This window comes from uncultured Microbacterium sp., from assembly GCF_913776565.1.
Taxonomy (GTDB): Bacteria; Actinomycetota; Actinomycetes; order Actinomycetales; family Microbacteriaceae; genus Microbacterium.
Genome location: NZ_CAJYPF010000264.1, coordinates 1 through 5,303, shown reverse-complemented (window position 1 = coordinate 5,303; position 5,303 = coordinate 1). Strand labels below are relative to the sequence as shown.

Genomic DNA, 5,303 nt, shown 5'->3' with positions numbered 1-5,303 from the left:
GATCGAGGCGTAGTACTCGCTCGGTGCACCGGCCCACACCTGCCACCCGGTGAGCACGAGGGCCAGCAGCGCGATCGCCGCGAGACCGAGCGGCCAGCCCCGGGGCCGGCGGGCGGCGGGAAGGCGGGCGGGTGCGGCTGACGGGGCGGCGGAGACGAGGACGGTCACCGGCGCATCGTAGGCAGCCGCACCCTCAGCGCGGCCCAGGGGACCCTATGCGGCGGCGATGGATATCGAGGTCCACCCTCGCAGCGCGCGGCTACTCCGCGGGCGCCGTGACGCGGAGCCCACGGCTCAGGATGCCGACAGCGTCAGCGTCGGCGCCTGCGGCGCGCGGGTGGCGGCGGCCTGGAACCCGACGCGCACGTTCTGGCCGGGTGCCAGGCTCTGCGCCCACTCCCGTCCAGTGCAGGTCACGCGTGTGCCGGTGATCGCGCACCCGATCCCCCACGCGTTGGTGATGGCGGTGGTGCCGGGGGCGTCGAACGAGACCGACCACTGCTTCACCGGCCCCGTGGCCGTCACCGACAGTTCGACGACGTATCCCTCGCCCCAGGCGTTCTGCGGGATCCACTCCGCGGCGATGCCCGTGTTCGTGCTCGGTGACGGGGTCGGGGTGGCGGATGCCGTGGGCTTCGGCGTCGCGGTCGCGGTCGGGGTGGCCGTGGGCTTGGGCGTCGCGGTGGGGGTGGCCGTCGGCTTCGGCGTCGCGGTGGCGGTGGGCTTCGGGGTGGCGGTGGGCTTCGGGGTGGCCGTCGGCTTCGGCGTGGCCGTCGCGGTGGGCCTCGGCGTCGCGGTGGCCGTGGGGGTGGGCGACGGGGTGGCGGCCGGGGTCAGGATCGGCTTCAGCGCGGCGAGCTTGGCCGTCTGCGGGGTGCGCCAGTCGTCGGCGACGAGTCCGCCCGTGTCGCCGCTGTTGGGGTTGAACGACCAATAGGCGTACGAGATCTTCGTCTTCGCCAAGTACGCCACGAGGGTGTTCAGCCAGGCCTTGTCGCTGTCGGTCTCGAGCTTCGTGCCGAATTCCCCGAGCAGCACGGGCGCGATGTTCTTGCGGACGAGGTAACCCCAGTTGGCATCCCACACCGCTTCGAGATTGGCGGGATACCCGGATGCCGAGAACCAGGGCTGTGCGTACACGCTGGCCGGGTAATCGTGGGGCGAATAGACGACGCGGTTCTTCACCGACAGTGTCACCGGGGCGGCTCCGACGTCTTTGAGGCCTCCGCCCCACCACGTGTTCGAGCCGTCCTGCTGGCGCTCGACGCCCTCGACGATGATGAGCAGCTTCGGGTTGACCGACAGCACCGCGTTGCCCGCGCGCGTGGCCGCAGCCCGCCAGTCGCGGGCGGCGTCACCGCAGTTCCAGCAGGCGGGTCCGTGCGGCTCGTTGTGCAGATCGACGCCGATCACGGCGGACTCGTTCTTGTAGCGCGCGGCGAGCATCTTCCAGTCGTCGATCCACCGCTGCTCGCTGTACTGCGGGGTGTACCAGAGCTCGCTCTGCGCCGCGGAGCCGGGACGATGACGGTCGAGGATGACCGAGAGACCGTACGCCTTGGCGCGCGCGATGACGGTGTCCATGAGCTGCAACGGGCTCAGCGAGACGAGCGTCGGGTTGACCGAGGCGTTGATGGAGTTCGAGGACGACGCCGCGAGGCACTCGTTCGAGAACGGCAGGCGGATGGTGTTGAACCCCATGCCGGCGATCTGGGCGAGACCGTCGTCGAGCGGGATCGTCCACAGACCGTGCGGCGCGCAGTTCGAGGTCTCCATGCCGAACCACGAGACGGCCTTGATCGTGTACGGGGTACCGGCCGAGGTGACGATGGTCGAGCCGTTCGTCGACAGCCACCCGGGGAGCGCGGCCGCCGAAGCCGCGGGGGCCGCGAGGGCGCCCGCCGCGACGAGCGCTGCTCCGGCGGCGATCGCCGCCGCCCGGCGGATCGACGAACGCATGGTCGAGAATCGGTCGCGCATTCCGGACATGGACACCCCCGCGATGATCGTATCGGCGGGTGCGGCATTCTCACGGCGAATTCGTGAGCATGACGGTTTCCGTCTTGTTTCCGCGGATGAAATGTCGACATCATCATTGATTTGCCGAATCAAGCGCTGATACCGTCGCCCCATCATGAGCCCCTCAGCCGTTCGCACCCCCGTCATCGACTCCGTGTCGAAAGCGATCGTCGAGCAGCTGCAGGAGGACGGCCGCCGCTCCTACGCCGAGATCGGCAAGGCCGTGGGCCTGAGCGAGACCGCGACGCGACAGCGCGTGCAGAGGCTGCAGGACGCCGGCGTGCTGCAGATCGTCGCGGTCACCGATCCCCTGCAACTGGGATTCGCCCGGCAGGCCATGATCGGCGTCCGCGTCTCGGGCGACACCCGGGTCGCCGCCGCCGCGATGACCGAACTGCCCGGGGTGACGTACGTCGTCTCGACCGCGGGCTCGTTCGACCTGCTCGTCGAGGTCGTCTGCGAGAGCGACGACGACCTGATCGACCTGCTCAACGACCGGATCCGGTCGTTGCCCGACGTCGTCTCGACCGAGACCTTCGTCTATCTCAAGCTGCACCGGCAGCTCTACAACTGGGGAACACGATGACACTCATCGACACCGACCCGCACACCGACGCGCACGCCGCGCTGCAGAGCAAGGCCCGCGATCACCTCTGGATGCATTTCTCGCGTCAGTCGACGATGACCGACGGCCCGGGCGTCCCGATCATCGTCAAGGGCGAGGGCCACCACATCTTCGACGCCGCGGGCAAGCGGTACATCGACGGCCTGGCCGGGCTGTTCGTCGTCAATGCCGGCCACGGCCGACGCCGCATCGCCCAGGCCGCGGCACGGCAGGCCGAAGAGCTGGCGTTCTTCCCGCTGTGGTCGTACGCGCACCCCGCCGCGATCCAGCTCGCCGAGCGTCTGGCCCACCTCGCGCCGGGCGACCTCAACCACGTCTTCTTCTCGACCGGCGGCGGAGAGGCGGTCGAGACCGCCTTCAAGCTCGCCAAGCAGTACTGGAAGACGCAGGGCAAACCCTCGAAGCACAAGGTCATCTCGCGCGCGATCGCCTATCACGGCACGACCCAGGGCGCTCTGGCGATCACGGGGCTGCCCGTCATGAAGCACATGTTCGAACCCGTCACCCCCGGCGGCTTCCGCGTCCCGAACACGAACTACTACCGGGCCGCCGAGTCCGGCTTCGGCGGGGGCACCCCCGAGGAGTTCGGGCTGTGGGCCGCCGACCGCATCGAGCAGATGATCCAGTTCGAGGGCCCCGAGACCGTCGCCGCGGTGTTCCTCGAACCCGTGCAGAACGCCGGCGGATGCTTCCCCGCCCCCGCCGGGTACTTCCAGCGCGTGCGCGAGATCTGCGACAAGTACGACGTGCTGCTCGTCTCCGACGAGGTCATCTGCGCGTTCGGGCGTCTGGGCCACTACTTCGGCGCCTCCGCCTACGACTACCAGCCCGACATGATCACGTTCGCCAAGGCGGTGACCAGCGGATACTCGCCGCTGGGCGGCACGATCGTGAGCGACCGGGTGTACGAGCCCTTCGCGCACGGCGACGCGACCTTCCCCCACGGGTACACCTTCGGCGGCCACCCCGTGTCGGCGGCCGTGGCGATGGAGAACCTCGACGTCTTCGAAGAGGAGGGGCTGCTCGAGAACGTCCGCACCAACTCCCCCGTGTTCCGCTCGACGCTGGAGCGCCTGCTCGACCTGCCGATCGTCGGCGACGTCCGCGGCGACGGATACTTCTTCGGCATCGAGCTGGTCAAGGACAAGGCCACGAAAGAGACCTTCGACGACGACGAGTCCGAGCGCCTGCTGCGCGGATTCCTGTCCAAGGCGCTCTTCGACGCCGGGCTGTACTGCCGCGCCGACGACCGGGGCGACCCCGTGATCCAGCTCGCCCCGCCCCTCACGCTCGGCCCCGCCGAGTTCGACGAGATCGAGCAGATCCTGCGCGGCGTCCTCACCGAGGCCTGGACCCGACTCTGATCGAGGGATGCCGGCGCCCGGCGCGTCGGCATCCCTCCCCCTCTTTCCATCCCACGGGGGCGTCCGCTCCCCTCCCGATCCCGCTCGACGAAGCGGTGCTCCGATGCTGTACCCGACATCATCCGCACGTCGCGTCCGCGCGACCCGCCCCCTCTAGGAGGAGCCACGAACGAGAACACCCGCGCCGCCACCGCCGCGCAGACGAGTTCGGGCGCGAAGCTCGCCCGCACCCTGGGACTCTGGTCGATCGTCGGCCTGGGCCTGGGGTACATGACCCCCACCGTCGTCTTCGACACCTTCGGCCTGGTCGCCGAGAAGACGAACAACGTCGTCCCCGCCGCCTACGCCGTCGCCCTGGTGGTGCTCGTGTTCACCGCGATCAGCTACGGAAAGATGGTCCGCGTCATCCCGAGCGCGGGGTCGGCGTACACCTACGCCCGCGAGTCCATCCACCCCGGTGTCGGCTTCGTCGTGGGGTGGACGGCGCTGATCGACTACATGCTGCTGCCGATGGTGAACGCGCTCATCCTGCGCAGCTACATGGAGGCGCTGTTCCCCGACGTGCCGGGCTGGATCTGGGTGGTCGTCTTCACGGCGGGGGTGACCGGCGTCATCTATCTGACGATGCGCGGCACCTCGAACGTCAACATGATCCTGCTCGTGTTCTCGATCCTGGTCATGACCGTGTTCGTGGTGATGGTCGTCGTCCAGCTGGTCGGTGGCGCGGGGGCGGGGACCGCGGTCTCGCTCGCCCCCTTCGCCCACAGCGAGGTGCAGTTCGGCGCGGTCCTGGCCGGAGCGACGGTCGTGTGCTTCTCGTTCATCGGCTTCGACGCGGTGTCGATGTACTCCGAAGAGGCCAAGACCCCGAAGATCATGCCCCGCGCGATCCTGCTGACCCTGGTGGCGGGCGGCGTCATCTTCCTCGTCGCGGCGTACGTCACCCAGCTGCGCTTCCCCGACTCCACCGCGTTCCCGCAGGAGGCGATCGAAGACAGCACGCTCCCCGAGATCGGCGTCCAGGTCGGCGGCCCCGTCCTGCAGGCCGTGCTGACCGCCGCCGGTTTCGCCGCGACCCTGGCGTCCTGGCTCGCCTCGCACGCCTCGGTCTCGCGCATGCTCATGGTGATGGGCCGCAACAACGTGCTGCCACGCCGGATCTTCGGTTTCATCAACCCCCGGACCCACACCCCGACCTTCTCGATCGTCATCGTCGGCGCGGTGAGCCTGCTCGCGATCGCGTTCACCCTCGAGCAGATCGCGGCGTACATCAACTACGGAGCCCTCGTGGCGTT

General features: G+C 69.2%; 4 protein-coding genes. 3 read left to right on the top strand and 1 reads right to left on the bottom strand.

Annotation, left to right across the window (positions count from 1 at the left end; all coding sequences use genetic code 11):
• Positions 1-294: 294 nt before the first annotated feature.
• Positions 295-1,989, bottom strand: coding sequence for a cellulase family glycosylhydrolase (locus QZ433_RS14520; protein ID WP_295784811.1), 1,695 nt, complete (start codon positions 1,987-1,989; stop codon positions 295-297).
• Between the two features lie 145 nt (positions 1,990-2,134).
• Between QZ433_RS14520 and QZ433_RS14515 the strand changes: the two genes are divergently transcribed.
• From QZ433_RS14515 to QZ433_RS14505, 3 genes are all read left to right on the top strand, one after another.
• Positions 2,135-2,605 (top strand): Lrp/AsnC family transcriptional regulator, encoded by a 471-nt coding sequence (locus tag QZ433_RS14515; protein WP_295784809.1) that lies wholly within the window; start codon positions 2,135-2,137, stop codon positions 2,603-2,605.
• Positions 2,602-4,008, top strand: a complete 1,407-nt coding sequence (locus tag QZ433_RS14510) for an aspartate aminotransferase family protein (protein WP_295784807.1) — start codon at positions 2,602-2,604, stop codon at positions 4,006-4,008. The genes QZ433_RS14515 and QZ433_RS14510 overlap by 4 nt, the downstream gene beginning before the upstream one ends.
• A 270-nt stretch (positions 4,009-4,278) precedes the next feature.
• A partial coding sequence (locus QZ433_RS14505) for an APC family permease (protein WP_295784805.1) occupies positions 4,279-5,303 on the top strand: 1,025 nt, incomplete at its 3' end.

Coding starts and splice junctions, on each gene's coding strand:
- QZ433_RS14520 (WP_295784811.1), bottom strand. CDS start 1,989: ATGTCCGGAATGCGCGACCGATTCTCGACCATGCGTTCGTCGATCCGC.
- QZ433_RS14515 (WP_295784809.1), top strand. CDS start 2,135: ATGAGCCCCTCAGCCGTTCGCACCCCCGTCATCGACTCCGTGTCGAAA.
- QZ433_RS14510 (WP_295784807.1), top strand. CDS start 2,602: ATGACACTCATCGACACCGACCCGCACACCGACGCGCACGCCGCGCTG.